This window comes from Mucilaginibacter sp. SMC90 (assembly GCF_022811725.1).
In the GTDB taxonomy this organism is placed as follows: Bacteria; Bacteroidota; Bacteroidia; order Sphingobacteriales; family Sphingobacteriaceae; genus Mucilaginibacter.
Genome location: NZ_CP094527.1, coordinates 3,160,115 through 3,181,605, shown reverse-complemented (window position 1 = coordinate 3,181,605; position 21,491 = coordinate 3,160,115). Strand labels below are relative to the sequence as shown.

The 21,491-nt window shown below is 42.5% G+C and carries 13 protein-coding genes; 6 read left to right on the top strand and 7 right to left on the bottom strand.

From position 1 onward, the window contains the following. Window positions 1-33 precede the first annotated feature (33 nt). The 3 genes from MTO98_RS13475 to MTO98_RS13465 all read right to left on the bottom strand — a co-directional run bounded on the left by MTO98_RS13475 (window position 34) and on the right by MTO98_RS13465 (window position 7,337). Window positions 34-1,281, bottom strand: coding sequence for a Pycsar system effector family protein (locus tag MTO98_RS13475; RefSeq protein WP_243487171.1), 1,248 nt, complete (start codon window positions 1,279-1,281; stop codon window positions 34-36). Between the two features lie 283 nt (window positions 1,282-1,564). Then, window positions 1,565-4,126, bottom strand: coding sequence for a DUF3857 domain-containing protein (locus MTO98_RS13470; RefSeq protein ID WP_243487170.1), 2,562 nt, complete (start codon window positions 4,124-4,126; stop codon window positions 1,565-1,567). Window positions 4,127-4,313: 187 nt separating this feature from the next. Then, complete coding sequence (locus MTO98_RS13465; protein WP_243487169.1) at window positions 4,314-7,337, bottom strand: DUF2723 domain-containing protein; 3,024 nt, start codon at window positions 7,335-7,337, stop codon at window positions 4,314-4,316. A 353-nt stretch (window positions 7,338-7,690) separates the two neighbouring features. On the opposite strand from MTO98_RS13465, the gene MTO98_RS13460 reads away from it, so the two are divergent. Beyond that, window positions 7,691-9,319 (top strand): gliding motility protein RemB, encoded by a 1,629-nt coding sequence (locus tag MTO98_RS13460; protein WP_243487168.1) that lies wholly within the window; start codon window positions 7,691-7,693, stop codon window positions 9,317-9,319. A 59-nt stretch (window positions 9,320-9,378) separates the two neighbouring features. Here MTO98_RS13460 and MTO98_RS13455 read toward each other — a convergent pair whose 3' ends face one another. Next, entirely contained in the window at window positions 9,379-9,522 is a 144-nt protein-coding gene (locus tag MTO98_RS13455; protein WP_243487167.1) for a hypothetical protein, read from the bottom strand. A 104-nt stretch (window positions 9,523-9,626) separates the two neighbouring features. Here MTO98_RS13455 and MTO98_RS13450 point away from each other — a divergent pair, with 104 nt between their 5' ends. The 5 genes from MTO98_RS13450 to treY all read left to right on the top strand — a co-directional run bounded on the left by MTO98_RS13450 (window position 9,627) and on the right by treY (window position 20,022). Then, window positions 9,627-10,691, top strand: a complete 1,065-nt coding sequence (locus MTO98_RS13450) for a winged helix DNA-binding domain-containing protein (protein ID WP_243487166.1) — start codon at window positions 9,627-9,629, stop codon at window positions 10,689-10,691. 35 nt (window positions 10,692-10,726) lie between these two features. Further along, window positions 10,727-11,497 carry a DNA-formamidopyrimidine glycosylase family protein gene (locus MTO98_RS13445; RefSeq protein WP_243487165.1) on the top strand — a complete coding sequence of 257 codons (771 nt, stop codon included), beginning with the start codon at window positions 10,727-10,729 and terminating at the stop codon, window positions 11,495-11,497. 420 nt (window positions 11,498-11,917) lie between these two features. Beyond that, complete coding sequence (glgX, locus tag MTO98_RS13440) at window positions 11,918-14,050, top strand: glycogen debranching protein GlgX (RefSeq protein WP_243487164.1); 2,133 nt, start codon at window positions 11,918-11,920, stop codon at window positions 14,048-14,050. Next, window positions 14,043-15,878 carry a malto-oligosyltrehalose trehalohydrolase gene (gene treZ / locus MTO98_RS13435; RefSeq protein ID WP_243487163.1) on the top strand — a complete coding sequence of 612 codons (1,836 nt, stop codon included), beginning with the start codon at window positions 14,043-14,045 and terminating at the stop codon, window positions 15,876-15,878. Before glgX ends, treZ begins: the two co-directional genes overlap by 8 nt. Beyond that, window positions 15,871-20,022, top strand: coding sequence for a malto-oligosyltrehalose synthase (treY, locus tag MTO98_RS13430; RefSeq protein ID WP_243487162.1), 4,152 nt, complete (start codon window positions 15,871-15,873; stop codon window positions 20,020-20,022). The genes treZ and treY overlap by 8 nt, the downstream gene beginning before the upstream one ends. Before the next feature lie 12 nt (window positions 20,023-20,034). Here the strand turns inward: treY and MTO98_RS13425 are convergent, their stop codons facing one another. Genes MTO98_RS13425 through MTO98_RS13415 form a run of 3 tightly spaced genes read right to left on the bottom strand, consistent with a single transcriptional unit; the run spans window position 20,035 to window position 21,367 of the window. Next, the gene (locus tag MTO98_RS13425) at window positions 20,035-20,763 is read right to left on the bottom strand and encodes a DUF72 domain-containing protein (protein ID WP_243487161.1); all 729 of its coding nucleotides are present in this window, start codon (window positions 20,761-20,763) and stop codon (window positions 20,035-20,037) included. Then, window positions 20,760-20,987: a hypothetical protein gene (locus MTO98_RS13420; RefSeq protein ID WP_243487160.1), complete on the bottom strand. Its 228-nt coding sequence runs from the start codon at window positions 20,985-20,987 to the stop codon at window positions 20,760-20,762. Before MTO98_RS13420 ends, MTO98_RS13425 begins: the two co-directional genes overlap by 4 nt. Beyond that, a complete protein-coding gene (locus tag MTO98_RS13415; RefSeq protein WP_243487159.1) occupies window positions 20,984-21,367 on the bottom strand; it encodes a TraR/DksA C4-type zinc finger protein in 384 nt (127 codons plus the stop codon). The genes MTO98_RS13420 and MTO98_RS13415 overlap by 4 nt, the downstream gene beginning before the upstream one ends. Window positions 21,368-21,491 lie beyond the last annotated feature (124 nt).

The following is a 21,491-nucleotide window of genomic DNA, read 5'->3' as shown; positions in this document are numbered from 1 at the left end:
AGCAGATTTTGTTTTTAGCAGTATCCCTACCGCTTACAATAATGATGATATGATGAACGCAATTACCGATACGATAAGACCGAACATAAATATGTTGTACGATGCCCGGAGCAGCCTGTATTTTTTTCCAAGCACTACGCCCTGTGAGTAGTTATCACGGATCAGGCTTCCATACAGAAACTCCCTGTCTTCCATCATTTTTTCCATACCATCACTATAATCCTGGTATGACATGCGGTAGAAATTACCGAAAAACAGCAGGTTAACCTTTTTATTGTTGATATCCTCAGGTGTAAATAATCCCGGAGGTATAGACGGACGGGTTGAAAGTATGGAAAAGATCATTGTAGCCAAACTAACTGACAGCAGCATAAAAGTCGGTATCAGTAAGTTAGAGTGCTCATCGAGCTTACGTAGCACCAAACTAATGATAGCCGAAAGGATAATGGAATTAACCGTGATCATGATGTGGGCCTTGTTATCGGCCATATCGCTCAAACGCTGATGGTTACTTGAACTGATCCTGAACATGGTTTCAATACCACGGTCCGGCCTGTCGTTCTTATGTTTTTTTGAACCGTGCTCATCATCATTGTCTTTATCTTTCTCCTTCTCTTTTGCAACAGCAATAACGGTATTGCTATCGGCATTGGTAGTAAGGACAGCGGGAGTTTCTTTTACTTCAAAGTCGGCTTGCTTTTCGATAAGCTTTTGCAGGTTTTTTTGTTTTTGATCATTAAGCAGCAGCCGGCAATAGTCGGTATAATACTCATGCCCCTGCAAAAACTCGATATTGTAACCACGCCATTCATCTTTATCAATGTCATGCTTTTTAATTGCTTCCATCTCCTTACGCAACAGCTTGTTCTTATCGCGAAAATCATCCGTGCCTAAGTGAAACAGATCGGCGTCACAAAGAATCTGCTGAAGCAGGTCGGCAGGGCTTTGAGGCATTTTTGTTGCTAAAATACAACCCGAAACCTTATCAATAACAGGCTGCTCAACTTTATGCTGTTTAAGAAAATGAGCAGCAATACCCACACTTTTTGATTCGTGATCTTTTTTATCGGTAAAATATCCCGTGTCATGAAACCAGGCGGCCGAGATTACTACAAAAAAATCTTCATCACTCAACTGGTAATGGTTAGCTATCTGAGTGGCCGCTGCAACAACATCTTTGGTATGCCTCAGGTTATGATAAATTAAGTCGGAATCATGATGTACGTCAAAATAGGATATAGCGTACTGTTTTACCTGTTCTAACAGCGGTTGAAATTTCATCGTAGTTTTTGTTGTTAAAAGTAAATCAAATTTATTTTAAAAATACCTATTTGCAGCTTTACACCGGGGAGAAACATCAATTTACCGGTCATTGTTTATGCAAAAGATAAGAAAAATAGTTGCTTTGCATCTGCAAACCCTATACCACACAAACATACAATTGAATATCAACGCTTTGAATATTAACACAAAAGAGCCAGCTGGCGATATATCGTGAAATACCGAAAATTATGCCGGTTAAAAGCAAAAGCCGGTTGTAAATACCTGTAATTACTAAAGTGATTTACGATACTGGTTCTTCTGCCACTCCGGGTGCTTCATAGCTATAGTTGTAGGGTGGATGCGGAACAATAAACGTTTCCTGCACGCGTGACGACCGTTTAAAATAAGGGATCCATATGGCCGCTGTTACTATTGACCTTAAAAGCGGGCTAAGCGCCGTTTCCGCAAGCTTACTGCTAATGTTTGCAGCCAAAATATAATCGGCCAGGAAAAAAATGAAACCAAAAGCAAAATATCCGGTAATACAGTTAGGCAATATGTCGCGCTTATTTAACAGCAGTACCAGGCAAAAAACGGCGTACAACATGAGTATAATATTTCCAATTGCCTCTATCACCAGCAAAAACCTGAAATTAAGCTCATGAGTACTACCATGATATATATTCCAGGTGTGAAGGCTAAAATAATCGCCCGTTACCATATTTGAACCGGTAACCAATGCCGTTGCAGCCAGGCCTATAGCAATTAATATCAACCATCCCCCTATCGGCACAAACGTTGATCCGTAGGCAAACACTATACCCGGTGTTTCCCTTTGATAAAGCCATACGCCCATCACTATAAGCCCAACCGTTATCAAAAATACCACTAAAACCAATGCACTGTTTATTGTTGCCGGCTTCTCGGTTCCCCTGGGTGTGTAAGAAAAACTATAACCTAAGCTGGTATTGTTGAGCTTTTTGATATCCGCTTTAAATTCGTCGAGTTTGCTTGCTGGTACGTTATCCTTCAAAAACGACAAACTATACTTGAGTAACAAGGTATCGCCTGCAGTTGTAAAATCCGATTTATAGCGATAGTAGTCCCTGTCAATAGCATCATGATCTTCGCTAATATTCCATCCGCCCGGCAAAACTACTTTAATGGCATAGCTGGCATCATAAGGATATGTTAGGGCTACCGGTGTTTTGATACGGCCGGTTATTGACGGGAACTGGTTATAAATAAAATTAGCAAAGAGATCGGCAGTTAACTTATTGCTGGTCGAATCTTTTTTAAAGAAATCGCCTATCTTATATGTTTCTGTAGTAATCAGTTTGTTTGCTTTCAAATCGTCTGTTACAATGATCGAGTCTTTAGCCTCAATTTTATTGTAGATCTTAGCATAATAATCAAGGTAATTTTTTTCTGTTTCGGCCATGCCCGATGATTCCAGTTTACCCCGCATATAATCGGCCTCATCGCCGGTATAAGTAGTTTTCACTGTGAATATTACAGGCGATTTAGCATCCTTCACCGCATAAATATCTTCGCCGATGACCCGGCCGCCTTTTGATGGCGAAATAGTGGTAAGCGCGTCGCTACCGGCCTTCAACACTAACCCCTTGCCGTAATTCGGAAAGTAGATATCTGTTCCCTCACCGCCCTGGTTATCCATTGTGGCGTCAACCCAAACCTGCTTTCCGTTTACATTGGCCGTTACCACGGCATGGTTAAAGGCATAAGCAGTAGGGATATACTGCTCTACATGTTCGTTCATATCGGCATTTACCAAAACCATCGAAGCATCAATGCCACCGGCTTTCAGCATAGATACTAACAGCAATGATTTGTCCTTGCAATCGCCATAACGTTGCTTAAATACTTTTTCAGGATTATTGGCACGGTGCGAATATTCGCCAATTTCAATGCCCATATACCGTACTTCCTCCTGCACAGTACGCACCGCTCCCCTGAAATATTTTTCCTTATCGTTACCCGCATCTTTTTTTAGTTTGACAACCCTTTCTCCAAGTTCGCCCTTAACATTAACCGAGGGAGGATTGATGCTCAATGCCCAGCTGGCAACTTCGCCCCAATTGGCAAACTCGCTTACCTGTATCAAACCGCGCTCGTTGTACCATGATGGCTGGCTATCATTATCATGTGCCGGAGGTACCTGAAACCCCTCGTAAACATAATATTTCAGGCCATTAGCTTCGCTGATGGTTTGTTTAGGAACATTATTAAAAGTTTTGAAATTCAGTTTCCGCCCGGACGATGCAATAATGGCTGTATAATGATGGGCAATAGGCGTATACCACTGAACATACATATTAGAACAAAACATACCATTCAATATAGGATTACGCCCTGTAATAGTATATGAATACTCAATACGATCACCTTTACGGATATCATCCAGTATGCACAAGGCAGAAAAGCTACCCTGGTATATAAAGTTTGAAAGGTCCTGCTCGTCGGCAATCACTTTAAAAGCCGAAGCTGTTAAACGGTTTAAGGGCTTACCATCCCGCCAAACAGTAATATCATGAAAATCAAGCCTTTCATAGGCCGGGTCAAAACTGACGGAGATCTGCGAAGCATTCTGGATACCTGTTTCAGAAACGATATCGCGGATGATATGATTGTAATCGGCTTGTTTTTCAACCTGTACCTGCTCTTCAATAAGCTCGTAATAAAATCCACGTTCGATAGTGCGCGAAGATGGCTTCTGGTTGTAAGGTTTTAAAATGCCCGGCCAGGATGGTTTTGCCGAAATGTGTACCGACGGAGCATCGCCAAAAGCAGCCCCGCTGCACCAAAACAACATCACCAAACAAAGGAAAAACGTAAAACGCATTTTAAAAGCTTTTGTATACAGGCTTTGAAAATAAAGAAAACCGGGTTAATTTGATGTAACTATTTTAATATTTAACGTGGTAGTGTATATGTAATAATAATGCATTTGAAGAAGGATATGTGCTCTTAAACCAACAAAGCCACCCCGAAACCGGGATGGCTTTGCCTATAATTATTATCAAAACTTATTATTGTCCTCCGCCTAATACAGCGCGGAATTTTGTTTCATAACCTTTTAACTGGTTTTCAAACTTAGTTGCAAGTGCTGTTTGGTGGTTATCTTTAGTAAACTGAACCAATCCATTCAATACCTGCATACCTATCTGTACGTCGCGGCCGCTAATGCTGTTTACGTCCTGGCTAAGCAGGTAAGCATTATAATCAAGCTGATCGGTAAGATAGTTATCTATGTTTGATGCCAGCTTGTTACCTAATACTACATCGTGCAGCTGATATGCCAGTTGTGTTAAATACAACTTACGACCGGCAACATCTACATAAGGGTAAATATCAGGCAATTCTGCATCGTACTTCTGAACAACCTTTAGTGCTTTATCATTTTTACCCTCCTGAACAAGGTTTTGAGCCAAATCAAGGAAAGTTGTTACCATTACCGGGTAAAACATGGAGGTTGATTCATGATCAAGATATTTGGCTGTTTTGAACTTGCCGAATTTAAACTTGTTCATTACGTTATCATACATCACATCGGTATTGGTTTTACTCAGCTGATCATGTAGTGCCGTATCAGGTTTAAATGGTATCAGGTGATAAGTAAATCCTTCTTTGTATAAGTAAGGCTGTAAGCCTATCAGGTTTTCGTTACCAATGGTTGTGGTAAAACAGATAGGACGTTTCCAATGATTGTGTGCCAGGATGTCAAACATAGCCAGGTTCTCTTTGGTTACGTAGTTTGAAGTATATTTCCACTCCATGGCAGTTGCCAGCTTATCTTTCTGGTCGGCTTTTACAACACCGTTAGCTATTACCTCATCGGGGTTAACATTAACTTTCAGGTTTTTTGTTGGCAGGTAATTACCATAATCGCCGCTTTGATACTGCACTTGTGTAGCTTTATCATCAGAGGTAATGAAATCAAATACCTCCTTTATATCCTGATAACCCGGCAGCTTCTGATCGTTAAAATAAATAACATCCCTTACTCCTTCTTTATACTTATCAAAAGGCATAGTTATAGGCAGAGGCTCAGAGCTGTTCATTTTTTTCTGCATCTGGCGGATATACCAGTCGCCGGTAAACAGGCTCAGGTTTACAATGCGCACATCCGGACGAATACCTTCAACCTCCTGGTCATACCACAACGAATAAGTATCGTTATCGCCATAAGTAAACAAAATGGCATTTGGCGGACATGAAATAAGGTAGTTGTAAGCCATATCATGCGGTGTCATTTTAGTTGAGCGGTCATGATCTTTCCATTCTTTAGCTGCTAAAAGTACCGGGCACACCAGCAAACCGATCACGGTTGAGCCGATTGCTGCCAGTTTTGCGTCGATATATTTGCGGCCAAACTCGGCAATGGCAATTACGCCGAGCCCAATCCATATAGCAAAGGCATAAAATGAGCCCACATATGAGTAATCACGCTCACGTGGCTGCACCGATGCCTGGTTTACATATAATACAATTGCCAAACCTGTAAAGAAAAACAGCAAGCCTACGATCAAAGCATCTTTACTGCGGCGGTTAACATGGAAAAATAAACCTATTAAGCCAATTATTAAAGGCAAGGCATAAAGCGGGGTATAAGTAGTAGCCTCGGTTACTGATTTTGGTAAGTGCTTACCTCCGTCAAATAGTCCGGTAGTCCAGTTGCCATCAATACCCTCGGTGCTGGTTTGTCCGTCGGCATCGTTATAGCGGCCAACAAAGTTCCAGAAAAAGTAGCGCCAGTACATCTGGTACATTTGCCAGCTAAACATCCATTTCATATTATCGCCCATGGTTGGCGATTGCCCCTCAGGAATGCGCAACCATTGTTTGTAAAACTGCACATCATTAGCATCTGTGCTGTACATACGCGGTAAGGCAGTGGTATGGTCATATACATAGTCGGTTTTACGACCTGCATTTTCGTATTGGGTTTTACCTTTACGGTAAATAATGCTACCTTGTTTTTGATCCGTAACCTGCGAATCATACATAGGCCCGGTTAATAAAGGCACCTCACCGTACTGGATCCGGTTAAGATAACCGTAAAGCGTAAAAGCGTTATCAGGGTGTGAGTTGTTTAAATTAGTATTAGCTGTTGCGCGGATAGGAATGTAAGCAAATGAGCCATATCCAAAATAGATAAATGCAACGCAAAGTAAGGCAAGGTTTAATACCGGTTTCTTTTTGCGGATACTGTAAAGGATACCCAATACCAGGGCAACAACTATCAGTAAAATGAAAAAGAAAGCTCCGCTGCCAAAGCCCATTCCTAATGAATTAACAAAGAAAAGATCAAAATAGGCAGCAAACTTGATGGTATACCCCCTGATGCCGTATTGTACCAGCCCAAGGATCACTATACCGGCTAAAAAAGTAAGGATGCTATTACCAACGGTAATGTTTTTAGTACGGCGGAAATAGTAAACCATTGCAATAGCAGGGATTGTCAACAAGTTTAACAGGTGGATACCGATTGATAAACCTATAACATAAGCTATAAAAACGATCCATTTATCGGCTCCCGGCTCGTCGGCGTGCTCGTCCCATTTAAGAATTGCCCAAAATACAATAGCAGTACACAATGACGATAAGGCAAACACGATGGTCTCAACGGCAGAAAACCAAAAGGTATCGGTGTAAGTGAAAGCAAGCGCACCAACAAGGCCAGCCCCCATAATCACGTACAATTTATAGCCGTCAATAGCTTCATTGCGTTTTTCAACCATCAGCTTTTTGGCAAAAGCGGTAATTGTCCAAAATAAAAACATAATGGTTGCACCGCTGGCCAGGGCCGAACCCATATTGGTGAAGAAAGGCACCTTCGTGTTATCACCAAATGACAGCAGCGACAAAACCTTGCCTATCATAGCAAAAACGGGATAACCGGGTTGGTGAGCTACCTGCAAACGGTAAGCGCATGAAATAAATTCGCCGCAATCCCAAAAACTTACAGATGGCTCTAATGTTAAAATATAGGTTATTGAGGCTATAACAAAACAAAGCCAGCCTAATAGGTTATTGATTTTTTTGTACTGCATTTAATGATATATCAATTGATTTAATAGCGCGGCAAATATCATGATTTTTATAACTTATTAAAAAAAAACACCTCCGCGCGACAAAATTTAACATTAATTAACTTTTTGAAATACCGGGATTAAAGAAATTTTATATACCAAATTCTACAAACAAGTATCCTTCAATGCAATTACCTGATTATAGCAATCTTATTTATCTGACAACTAATTTACCTAATTTTAAATTGCTGCCGTTGCCAATTAACTCATATTAAGTTACAAACAACAGAAACAACCTGCCCGCCATTTATGTATATACCCTTATTTATGAATGAAATTTTTATCTTAGAACAATTAATACTTATTTTGTTGTAATGCAAAAACTCTACTCCTTAGCTTTTCGAAAAACATTTATAATAGCTGTAATTGTCTTATTCACATCGCAGTTAACCAAAGCACAATCTGTTTATTTGCCCAATTCATACCAGTTGTACCAAAAATTCAATTCGGATATTTATTCTGTAAAAAACGATGTTCATACTTCTTTACGCCCCTTTTTAATTGACAGTACCATTCTGCACACCTACGATTCGGTAATGAATGTTGGCGTAAAAGATCGTAAAACCTGGGGAGGGCGTAAATTATTTAATGAGCACCTTTTTGATGTAAAAGCCAAAGAGTACACCTTTTACGCCGACTACATTACTGATGTGCAGGCCGGACGAGATTTCAACAACAGCACCTCAACTAATTTAAACGTACGTGGCTACCAGATTGGCGGTACCGTAGGCGATAAATTTTCATTTTACACCAGCGGCTTTGAAAATTCGGCCAAGTTTGTATCATATTATAACGATTACGTAAATACCAATGGCTTTATACCGGGCCAGGCATATGCCAGGAAATATACCGGGCAGCCACGCAACTCTCAGGATTGGTCATATGTAACTGCGATCCTTTCTTACTCGATAACAAAAAAGCTAAATATTACTTTAGGTGAGGACAAAATGTTTATCGGCGATGGCTATCGTTCGATACTCTTGTCTGATTTTGCAGCCAACATGCCGTTATTAAGGCTTACAGCCGATCTTGGCCCCGTACGTTATATGGCGGCCTGGGCTTATATAGAAGACCTTGCTCCTGTAGCCCGCAAATTTGATTATTTCGGAGGCAACCGCCGCAAATGGGCGTTGTTCCATTACATTGACTGGAATATAACCAAACGGGCATCATTTGGAATGTTTAACGCCCTGATAACGCCCGAAGCTGATAACCAGGGAAACAGATCGGGCTTTGATGCAAATTTTGTAAACCCAATTTTATTTGCAAGCTCATTAGGCCCGGGTGGGTATCAAAAAGATAATGTATTTTTAGGCTTTAACGCCAAATACAAGATTTTTGATAAGGCTGCATTATATGGGCAAATCATGTTTGACAGGTTCAAAGGCAGCGATTTCTTTGCGGGCAACAGTACTGACAACACTAACGGCTGGCAATTAGGTATCCGCGGTGCAGATATTTTCAAGGTTAAAAGATTAAACTACTTGTTTGAATATAATACCGTTAAACCATATACTTATAGTAACCAGCAACCAATAAGCAGTTACTCATTCTATGGTGATCCGCTGGCCCATCCTTACGGAGCTAACTTCAGGGAGCTATTAGGAATTTTAAATTATTCAGTTGGCCGGTTTGATTTTCAGGGCCAGGTTAATTATGCCAAATATGGCCTCGATGCAAACAAGGCAGATAATAACGGCAAAATAATTACCAAACCATTTATACCATCGGCTAATAATACCACTACCGTTGGCCAGGGCATAAGTACACAGCTTTATTATGGAGAGGGTACAGTAGCGTATATCCTGAACCCAAAATACAATTTACGCCTTGAGCTTGGCGCACTATATCGCCAGGAAAAAAATGACCAGAAAGATTCAAAAAACACGCTGATCACTTTCGGATTAAGAAGCTCGTTCAGAAATTTATATCACGATTTTTAATAACTGTTAAGCCTTACAAAGCTTAAAACTTTGTAAGGCTATTTTCCTGAAAGCTTTTCCTACCCTCTCTTCTTTCTTGATCCCACCGATAAGCCTACGGCTACACCTATGGCAATACCTACACCAAGACTGTGCAAGGCTAAACCGATAGCAATACCGATTACGAACCCACCTGCAAAATAATTCGGATCTATCCTGTTCATTTGTCCGTCAAAAATAAACCTTTCAAATTAAATCATTTTTTCCTGCTGACAAACTGTTGTCATAACTCTATATTTATTTTGAATAGTATTCAAAACAAAAAAACATGACCGAGCCTGATATAGCCAAACTGCGGGTTTACAACCAACGCCTTAACCATGATAAATTTAAAAAGCCGGAAGATGTTGTTGGGTACATGTGCGCTATGCAGGCTCAGGAATACGCCCATGCTAAATGGGCAATCGGTTTACGAATGCTATCGCCTGCGGATGACATTATAGAAAAAGCAATGACAGCCGGTACCATACTACGAACCCATGTACTAAGGCCAACCTGGCATTTTGTTTTACCCCAGGATATCCGCTGGATGCTTAGTTTAACCGCTCCAAGAATTAATGCAGGCAATGCCGCCATGTATAAAAAACAAGAGGTTACCGATGCAATTTTTAACAAAAGCTTTGATGTATTTATAAAAGCAATGCAAGGCGGCAAACAATTAATCCGTGCCGAAATTGTTACAGCCCTGCATGAGGCAGGTATAGCCACCAACGACTTAAGACTTACAATACTATTGATGAAAGCGGAGCTGGAACAACTGATTTGCAGCGGCCCGAGGCAGGGCAAGCAGCTTACTTATGCTTTGCTTGATGAGCGCGCACCGGCCACACCCGCCAAAGATCGTGATGATGCTATAGCCAGTCTGGTTTTGCGATATTTTGTAAGTCATGGGCCTGCCACTGTAAATGATTTTGTACATTGGAGTGGCCTTACCGTTGCCGATGCTAAAATTGGGATTGATATAAATAAAGACAGGTTGAATAATATAACCAGCAACGGAATAACCTATTGGATGAATGCTGATGCAGATTTCGGAGCGGCAAAAAAATCCGGAGCCTATCTCCTGCCTGTTTACGATGAAATACTCATTGCCTACAAAAACCGTGATGCCATGGTACCGGCCAGGTTTCGTGACAAAATGGGCGCTATTACCTTTTTTCCAACCATAATGGTCAATAACCAGGTTGTTGGTAACTGGAGCCGGAACATAGGCAAAAAAAGCGTTGATATTGAGCTTAAACCATTCGATACACTTAGCCAGGCGCAAAACCAGGCTGTTGAAATGGCAGCACTTCGCTTTAAAAAGTTTAACGGCCCCTATATCAAACATTAACTATAACAACAAGTTACATATAAAAGCAATACATCATGCCCGAACTACCCGATCTGCAGGCTTTTAGCCATAACCTGCAAAAAAAGCTTGCCGGTAAAACCATCAAAAAGATAGACGTACATAATGCTAAAAAGCTGAATGTCAGTACAAATGAACTGAACGAAATTTTAAGCGGCCAAACGCTTGAAAAAGTTTACCGCGAAGGCAAGGAACTTCACATCAGATTTAGTAAAGGCGATGTGCTCGGCTTACACCTTATGCTGCATGGAAAATTGTTTTTGTTCGATATAAAAAACGAAAACAAATACGCAATTATTGAACTACATTTTGATGACAACAGCGGGCTGGCTCTCACCGATTTTCAGGGTATAGCTACGCCAACCCTTAATCCCGAAAAAAAGGACGTACCCGATGCTCTTGAAGCAGACGCCGGGTATTTGAAAAAGCGACTGGCAAAAACAAAAACCAATATAAAAACTGTTTTGCTTGATCAAAAGATATTAAGGGGCATCGGCAATGCTTATGCCGACGAGATTTTATGGCACGCGCGCATATCACCTTTTTCTGTGAGCAATAAAATACCTGAGGCAAAACTGAACGACTTGGTTGAAGCAATAAAAACAGTACTTGAGGATGCTGAAAAAAGCATTCTTAAATCAAACCCCGATATTATTAATGGAGAAGTACGGGATTTTATGCTGATTCACAATTCAAAGAAAAAGCAAAGCCCTGCCGGCGCAGCAATCATAATTAATGATGCTTCAAGAAAAACCTACTATACAGATGAGCAGGAACTGTTTGAGTAAAATATAACAATATTAAAGGCGGCTGCTATCCGTTCCAGCTACAATCCTGGTTCCGGCTAAGGTCCAATCGGCCAGCAGACCGCCTGTAAATCATTCCCTATTTTGCAGGCGCAATCAGAGAGATTGCTCTCCGAAAATCACAACTTTACTATCGGGGGATTGTTTCCCCCTATCCCTGCTCATCCGCAAAATTACTTTCTCCCCATTTCCTACTCCATTAAATTCAGTTTTTGCAACTGAAAACATCCGCGTTAATGTTGCCGAACCAGGGCGTACGCCTCAACAATTCCCTGTTATGCAATTATTTTAATTTGAACATAAAAAGGTAACAGAAATCAAAACCTTTTACTCAAAAATCAATTATATACGCATCGAACCGGCATTTTATAAAAATGCCGGTTTAAACTTTATCTATACTACATGAACGAAAATATTTTACCTGGAAAACCATTCCCGCTTGGCCCCACCTGGGACGGAAAAGGGGTTAACTTTACTTTATACTCAGAAAATGCCGAAGGTGTAGAGCTTTGTCTTTTTGACTCAGAAAACCACGGGCATGAAACCGCCAGAATAAAGATTACAGAAAGGTCAAACTTTATCTGGCACATCTACGTGAAAGACCTTAAACCTGGTCAGTTGTATGGTTTTAGGGTGCATGGACCTTATGAACCCGAAAACGGCCACCGTTTTAACCCCAACAAATTATTGATCGACCCATATGCCAAATCAATTTGCGGCGCTATAGAGTGGAACGATGCCTTGTTTAGCTACCAGCCAGGCTCGCCAGAAGAAGACCTTAGTTTTAACGAGGCAGACAGCGCCCCATATATACCTAAATCGGTGGTTATCGACCAGCACTTTGATTGGGGCGATGATAGTTCTCCAGCTATACAATATTACAATACCATCATTTACGAAGCTCATGTTAAAGGCTTTACCAAACAGCATCCGGATATCCCCGAAGAATTGCGGGGCACCTATGCCGGCATAGCCCATCCTGTTACAATAAAATACCTGCAGGACCTTGGTATCACCGCCATCGAGCTCATGCCCGTACATCATTTTGTTTCAGACAGGTACCTTAAAGAAAAAGGGTTATGCAACTATTGGGGATATAATACCATAGGTTTTTTTGCACCCGATTCACGTTATTCAGCGTCAGGTTCAACAGGTCAGCAGGTAAGCGAGTTTAAAACGATGGTAAAGGAGTTGCACAAGGCCGGCATACAGGTAATTTTGGATGTGGTTTACAATCACACAGCCGAGGGAAACCACCTGGGGCCAACGCTCTCCTTTAAAGGTATTGATAATGCCTCCTATTACCGTCTTACCGACGATAAACGGTACTATAATGATTATACCGGCACAGGTAATACCCTCAATGCCTATCTTCCTAATGTGCTGCGCCTGATGATGGATAGCTTACGGTACTGGATCACCGAAATGCACGTAGACGGTTTCAGGTTTGATCTGGCGGCTACGCTGGCCAGGGAACTTCACGAAGTAAACCGGCTTGGGGCATTTTTTGATATTATTCACCAGGATCCTGTTATCTCGCAGGTAAAACTTATTGCCGAACCCTGGGATGTGGGTGAAGGCGGTTACCAGGTAGGAAAGTTTCCGCAGGGCTGGGCCGAATGGAATGGTAAATACCGCGATTGTATCCGTGATTACTGGAGCGGATCGGAAAATACGCTGCCTGAATTTGCAGACCGGATAACAGGAAGTGCCGATTTGTATAAAGATTACAGGCGGCCAACAGCCAGCATCAATTTTATAACGGCACATGACGGCTTTACGCTTAATGACCTTGTTTCATACAATGAAAAGCACAATGAGGCCAATGGCGAAAATAACAACGATGGTGAAAGCCACAACCGCTCATGGAACTGCGGAGCAGAGGGTCCTACCGATAATCAGGAGATACTGAATTTGAGGCAACGCCAGAAAAGAAACTTCATGGCAACGCTGTTTCTGTCGCAAGGGGTTCCTATGCTGGTTTCTGGCGATGAAATAAGCCGGACACAACAGGGCAATAATAACGCCTATTGCCAGGACAATGAAATTTCATGGCTTAACTGGGCCGAAGCCGATCAGGAGTTGCTTGCTTTTACCCGGCAACTGATCAGGCTGCGAAACAGCCATTCGGTATTTTCACGTAAGGAATGGTTTAAAGGCGTTGCTGTTAAAGATTCCCATATCGAAGATATTGCATGGTTCCTGCCCGATGGCACACAAATGGAAGAAAGTCATTGGCAGCAAAATTTCGCAAAATCAGTGGCGATGTACCTGAATGGCCATGGTATACACGGAGTTGACTCCAACGGTAAGGAAGTTATCGACGATAATTTTTACCTGGTGTTCAACGCGCATGACCAGGGATTGGATTACAAACTCCCCCACGAAACTTACGGGCGGCAATGGAAAGTTATTATCGATACCAGCAAATCCGGCGAATTGCAGGAGCAGGTTTACAAACCAGAAGAAACTGTACATGTAGAAGGCCGGTCGGTAGTTTTATTGCAGGATGAGGGTTCAGGCAATCATGAATAAACAGGTTACAGACAGGCGGACCCTGGGCGTTAACTTCAATACAGAAGGGACGGCAACACTTTTGTTTTGGATACCGGAAGCAAATACAGTTGCTGTCCGCTTTAACCAGCATGAGTTCCCTTTGTTGAGGGCCGAACGAGGATACTGGAACCTAACTACAAATGTGCTGCAGCCAGGAACCAACTATGAGGTAATTATTGATGGCAAGGCATTCCCTGATATTTATTCGTTGTGCCAGCCAAATGGTGTTCATGGCATATCGCTCGCTATAAAACTAAGTGACTATCAATGGACAGACAATAGCTGGTCAAATCCTCCGCTTGATGATTACCTGATATATGAAATCCATACAGGTACTTTTACGCCTGAAGGAACCTTTAACGGCATTATACAGAAGCTTGATCATCTCAAAACATTAGGCATTACGGCCATTGAGCTTATGCCTGTAGCCCAGTTTCCAGGCGAACGCAACTGGGGATATGACGGGGTATTTCCTTTTTCCGTTCAGCAAAGTTATGGTGCGGCAGGCGGGCTACAACAGTTAGTTGATGCTTGTCACGCAAAAGGGTTAGCTGTAATATTGGATGTAGTTTTTAACCATATTGGCCCCGAAGGAAATTATTTAGGGCAATATGGCCCTTATTTTACCGATAAATACAAAACACCCTGGGGTGATGCCATCAATTTTGATGACGCCGGTTGTGACGAAGTGAGGCGCTATTTTCTTGAAAATGCACTGATGTGGTTCCGGGATTTTCATATCGATGCTTTACGCCTTGATGCCGTACATGCCATAAAAGACTTTAGCCCAAAACATTTTTTAAAAGAACTGAAAGAGCTGGTTGATGAATTGGAACAGTTAACCGGTGGTACAAATCACCTTATAATAGAATGTGACCTTAACGATCACCGGTTTATTGATCCATTACCTGATAATGGATATGGGATGAATGCCCAATGGACAGATGAGTTTCATCATGCCTTGCGGGTATGTGCGGGAGAAAAAAAGCAGGGTTATTATAGTGATTTCGATGGACTGGATTCGCTTAAAGCAACTTATGATCATGCCTACGTTTACCACGGTCAATATTCTGCTCAACGCCGTAAATCCTTTGGTACCGATCCGTCTGAAAACCCGGGGAAACAATTTATTGTATTTTCACAAAACCATGACCAGGTAGGCAACCGGATGCTGGGCGAGCGGTCGGGTGCCCTTTACAGTTTTGAAATGCAAAAGCTGTTGGCAGCTGCGGTGATGATAAGCCCGTTTATTCCCATGCTTTTCATGGGCGAAGAATATAGCGAACCTAACCCTTTCCTTTACTTTGTAAGCCATTCCGATCCCGAACTGATCTCCGCCGTAAGCAAAGGCCGCAAAGCCGAATTCGCTGCTTTTCATCATGAAGGCGATGTGCCGGACCCGCAGGCCGAAACCACATTTTTAAATTCAAAACTACAGTGGGATAAGCTGGATCATACTCCCCACCAAACGATGTATAAATATTACCAGGCATTGATCAGGCTGCGCAAAACTCACCCCGCCCTGCGCATTTCTGACAGGAAAAACATACAGACAGTTGCCCACACCGATAAAGGAACGCTTATCATCATAAGATCTGGCGGTGGTTTACAATTGCATTGTATCCTTAATTTCTCCGGCCAAAAACAATCTTTTTCACTACCCGGTTCTAACCCTGGCGCACAACTCATATTTAACTCGGCAGCAAGCGATTGGAATGGCCCTTCAAATCATTTTGAACCCCTACCGGCAGGTTCCATTATAACACTTCCGCCCGAAAGTATTTTAATATTTGAGCAACATGTTTAACCCTGTTTCTACCTATCGCATACAGTTTCATAAAGGTTTTACTTTTAAAAACTTTATGCATATCCTGCCCTACCTTCACCAATTGGGTGTAAATACCATTTATGCCTCACCAATTTTTGAAGCAGTTCCGGGCAGTAATCATGGGTACGATGTTACAAACCCTCACCGTATTAACCCCGAGATAGGCACGCTGGAAGAACTGGAAGCCATCGGTACCCGGTTAAAGGATCTTGGAATGCATTGGTTGCAGGACATTGTACCAAACCATATGGCTTTTGATCCGCGTAACAGCTGGCTGATGGATGTTTTGGAAAAAGGAAAAGGATCGGCATACGCACATTTTTTTGACATCATTTGGGATGCGCCCGCCTTTAACGGCAAATTGATGGTACCTTTTTTAGGGGCGCCGCTTTCGGAAGTGATAGCCGGCAATGAGTTGAGCGTGTTGTATCGGGATGGGCAATTTACGCTTCAATACGCCGGGCAGCGATATCCCTTAAATTCAGCCTCAATTTTACAGATCCTCAGCTTTGATACCGCTGCGCAGCCTGGTGAGCTCAGGAAATATCTGTCAGCGTTAAAAAAAGAAACTTCAATACACTCATTCAATGAGTTTTTAGATACGGCGGGATCGGCAAAGGGCAATATTGACAAGTATATAGGTCTGGCGGTAGATCATGTTAACAACCACAAACACCTGCTCACCCTAATTGCGGAGCAGCAATATTACCAGCTAACCTGTTGGAAAGACAGCAACAGTGCTATTAATTATCGCAGGTTTTTTACGGTGAACGGCCTCATTTGCCTTAATATACAGGATGAGGCTGTTTTTGCGGAGTATCACCGGTTTTTGAAAACACTTTTAGATAAAGGATTGATCCAGGGCTTACGCGTTGACCATATTGACGGCCTTTTTGATCCAACAGCTTATCTTGAAAGGTTACGGGCACTGGCGGGGCCGGAATGCTACATTGTTGTTGAAAAAATACTGGAACAGGGCGAAGCCTTTCCGGCGCACTGGCCGGTGCAGGGAAATACCGGCTATGATTTTCTTGGCGTAGTTAATAACGTTTTTAGCGAAACACAAAGTAAAAAGGCTTTTACTGAATTTTACCGGCAACTATCAAACAGCCATAAACCGATAAACAAAGCAACTACCGAAAAAAAAGCTGACATTCTTTATGGGCACATGGCGGGCGAGCTGGATAATCTTTATCACTTGCTTTTGCAGCTGAAACCTGCAGATCGGCACGAATTACAGGACATCACACTGGATATGTGGAAGCTGACCATTGCCGGCTTCCTTATTCTGTGCCCGGTGTATCGTTATTACGGAAACCAGATGCCCCTCGGGCCGCAGGAAGCCGAGGCTGTAAGCGCAATTTTACAGCAGGTTGCCGCCGCTAACCTGCATCTCGCAAAAAGCACAAAATACATGGAGATATTGTTCACCGGGAACAACTTTAACGAAAAGGATCAGGTGAAGATTCTTAATTTTTACCAGCGCTGTATGCAATTTACAGGCCCCTTGATGGCCAAGGGCGTTGAAGACACGTTGATGTATACTTACGAGCGGTTTATTGTACACAACGAAGTAGGCGACTCACCGGCCGAATTTGGGATAGATATTGATCAGTTCCACAATTGGATGAAAGCGAGGCAGGAACATTGGCCAATGTCAATGAACGGAACCTCCAGCCATGATACCAAACGCGGTGAGGATGTGAGGGCAAGATTAAACGTGCTGAGCGATATTCCTGAAAAATGGTTCAACCAGGTTAATACCTGGCGAAACAGCTACAAAAAGTTCAAAAAAGCTGATGCGCCTGATGCCAATGATGAATATCTGATCTATCAAACGTTGGCAGGTTTTATAACCTTACCCGGTCAGCCTGAGGATGAAACTGCAGAACGATTGACAGCATACCTTACCAAAGCGCTTCGCGAAGCCAAAACACATACCGAATGGGCCGAACCAGATGATAGCTACGAACATGCCACACTGCAGTTTGCAAACCAATTGCTTAATGACGCAGGCTTTTTAAAAAGCATGAACAAGCTGCAGCAGGATATTACTGATGGCTTTATTTGCAATTCGCTTAACCAGGTGCTTTTTAAATTTACCTGCCCCGGTATTCCTGATCTTTATCAGGGCTGTGAGTTATGGGATTTTAGCCTGGTAGATCCCGATAACAGGCGCCCTGTTGATTACCGGTTAAGATCAAACCTGTTGAAGACTATTAAAGAGCTTAAGGCAGACCAGGTTTGGCAGCAGCGGCACAATGGCTCGTTAAAATTATGGTTAACCCATAAACTTCTGCTCGAACGTAAAAACTACCCCGAGCTATTTAACTCTGGCAATTATATCCCCTTGCAAGTAGCAGGCAGGTACAAAGATCAGATAGCGGCCTTTGCACGCATGCACCAAAGGCAGTGGTTCATAACTATTTCCGCCTTGCACGTTGCAGCCACAGAAAACCATATGCAGGATTGGGCAGATACCCGGATCGTTTTACCTGCCGATGCCCCACTGCAATGGCACAATATATTAACCGGTAAGGATATTATCCTGGATAAAGAAATTGAATTAAGCTCAGTACTTAACAGTATGCCGCTAACCGTATTACGATCAGTTCCTTCAAAAAGCAGCCGGAGTGCAGGTATTATTCTGCATATCACTTCACTCCCTTCGGCTTATGGTATTGGCGACATCGGGCCTGAAGCCCGTAATTTTGCCAGCTTTCTTAGCTCCTCGCACCAACGGTATTGGCAACTGCTCCCCGTTAACCCTACAAACGCTGCCGAACACTACTCACCATACAGTTCATTCTCCAGCATGGCTGGCAATACTATGCTGATCAGTCCTGATGATCTGGTTACCGATGAGCTTTTAACTGCCGATGAAACCTCAAAATACAAGCGGTTACAAAACAGCTCCGTTAATTATGCTAAAGTTGCATCGTCAAAAAGTAAATTATTCGAGATAGCTTATAATCGGTTCATACAAAAAAAGCCAAAGGATTTGCTGCATGCTTATGAAACTTTTAAGGCTGATGAACGGTCCTGGCTCGAAGACTTTTCACTTTATGAAGTAATAAAGGCCCTTCATAAAGGAACACCCTGGTACAATTGGCCCGAACCTTTTAAATGCCGGGAGCTAACAACCCTCAACGCTTTAAAAAAAAGTCACCGGCATGAGTTAGACAGATCCATGTGGCTGCAATTTATCTTTTTACGGCAGTGGAAGGCTTTAAAAGCATTTGTACATCAAAACGGGCTGCTATTGCTGGGCGACATACCATTTTATATCAGTTATGACTCTGCCGATGTGTGGGCCCACCCCGTACTTTTTGGCCTTGATGCCGATAAAAATATTGAACGTGTTGCAGGTGTACCGCCCGATTATTTTAATGCAGGCGGCCAGCTATGGAATATGCCGGTTTATAACTGGCCCGAACACAAGGCTACTGACTATGCCTGGTGGATTAACCGGATGAAGAAAAACGAAGAGATGTATGATTTGGTGCGGTTAGACCACTTTAGGGGCTTTTATGATTTTTGGGAGGTGCCCGCTTCAGAAAAAAATGCCATAAGGGGTTTATGGCAATCTGGCCCGGGGGCAGAAATGCTCCACTCGCTAAAAAAAGAACTGGGCGGTATGCCCTTCATTGCCGAAGATCTTGGTGATATCAACGATGGCGTTTATCGCCTGCGCGACAGGTTTAAACTACCGGGCATGAATGTGTTACAGTACGCCTTTGGTAACGATATGCCTGTTTCTGTGCATGCACCTCATAACCATATCCCCAACAGTGTAACATACACCGGCACCCACGATAATAATACAACACTTGGCTGGTTCAATAAAGATATTACCCCTGTTGAAAAGCAAAATCTGTTTTCTTACTTCAGGATAAAAGCGAACCGCAGCAATATCAATCAGCTTATGAATGAGGCCTGCTATGCTTCTGCCGCAGAAATTGCTATTATCCCACTACAGGACATTTTAAAGTTAGACGAACGTTTCAGGATGAACAAGCCCGGCGCAAAAACCGGTAACTGGGGATGGCGCGTGGATAAGGAAAAACTTACTGAAAAATTAGCAGCGTCATTACGGCTTTTGGTAAAAAAATTCAACAGGTAAGTGCAGCTGCATTCAAACCAAAAAACGTTTCAGTAACCGAAGGTTTTCTAACGCTGCCCCGGCAGTATTATTAAAGTATATATAAACTGTTTTACCCTCTTGCTGCCATTCATTAATGTACAACGCATATTCAGAAAGGAAACTTTCGCTGTAACTTCCCTTATAATTACCGGAAGGGCCATGAAAGCGCAGATATACCAGATGGGCGGCGGTAAGCTCCATTGGTGTAGCCGATTTGGGCATATCCTGCAATACCATTGCTGCCTGATAGCGGTTTAAAAGTTCAAAAACATCGTCCCGGTACCATGACGAATGACGAAATTCGACAGCAACAGGCCATGTATGGGATTTGAGTATAGCCAGTAATTGTGTTAATTGGGGCAGAGCGGTGACCTGCAAACCTGGCGGAAACTGAACAAGCAGGCAGCCTTTCCGGTTGTGCGGCAAATGGATAGCCTGCATAAAACTCCCAACATCTTCACTATTAAAAAATAAGCCTTTTTGATGAGTGATCCCCTTCCATAGCTTGAAAGTGAAACGGAACTCTCCGGTTACTTCTGCTGCCCAGCGGGCTATGGTTTTTGCCTGCGGGATTTTATAAAACGAGCTGTTGATCTCAATGCTATTTTCCTGCAAAGCGTAATAACCCAGCCGCGACAAATGGCTGTATTCAGGTGGAAAATCCCGCTTGGGCCTGTCTATCTGTAAACCACTGGTGCCACCAAAAACTTCGCCTTTCATATATCAAGAATGATATACCAATGATTTTCGTTATCCAGTGCGTAAGCCAGGCCGTCACTCATCTCATAAACATCGCGGCCATGTTTTTGACTAAAATAAATTCTTTCTTCCCTGATAATTGTTCCGTTATTTTCTACTCGCAAAAAGAAAAGGAGTGCGCCGAGATTCGGCGCAACATCTTTTAGGTGCCTGGCCTCCCCTTCTTTCACAAATGCCGAACTCATGCCTGCTTAAGCTTTGCCTCCATACTTTGGGTAGTGTGCGGAACAGCAAACAGGCGTTCCTTAGGTATTAGCTTGCCTGTAGAGCGGCAAATACCATAGGTTCTGTTTTCGATACGCATTAGCGCAGCTTCAAGCTGTTCGATGAATTTTTTTTGGCGGGCGGCCAGTTGGTTGATCTGCTCTTTTTCAAATGTGGCCGAACCATCTTCCAGTGTCTTGCCTGCAATTGCGGCATCGTCTCCGTTAGAGTTTGAGGCACTCAGCGTTCCTACCAGTTCCTGCAGTTCTTCACGGGCCATGCCAATTTTTTCTTTGATCAAAGTTCTGAATTCGTTTAGTTCGGTATCATTGTACCGGGTTTTAGTAGTTTCTTGTTGCATGATTGGCTTAACAAATATTTATGTAAATGGTTGGCATAAATGTAATATGAAATATAACATCCTGAACCCAAACCCTAAATTAAACCTATTATTGGGTTAGTAGTTATAATATTATATTACATTT